Here is a 263-nt window from a genome sequence, read left to right on the forward strand (position 1 = left end):
ATTTAATGAATGGCAATCCTCCGCAACAGGGCTGGCAAGGGTTGTTTGAACAAGGTGAGAAGGTGCGCTTACGCTTTATAAATAGTTCTGCTATGACCATATTTGATGTGCGTATACCGGGTCTCAAAATGAGTGTTGTCGCCAGTGATGGTCAGAACATTCAACCGGTATCTGTGGATGAATTTCGAATCGGTGTTGCTGAAACCTATGATGTGGTTATTGAGCCAGAGGTTGATAATGCCTATTGTATTTTCGCTCAAAGT

The 263-nt window shown here is 43.0% G+C and carries 1 protein-coding gene; it reads left to right on the forward strand.

Translation table 11 applies throughout. The features are described 5' to 3' along the window. On the forward strand, positions 1 to 263 hold a 263-nt coding region (locus AAEZ02_RS22730), incomplete at both ends, for a cupredoxin domain-containing protein (RefSeq protein WP_502959614.1).

Source organism: Shewanella sp. T24-MNA-CIBAN-0130 (assembly GCF_040310185.1).
GTDB lineage: Bacteria > Pseudomonadota > Gammaproteobacteria > Enterobacterales > Shewanellaceae > Shewanella > Shewanella psychromarinicola.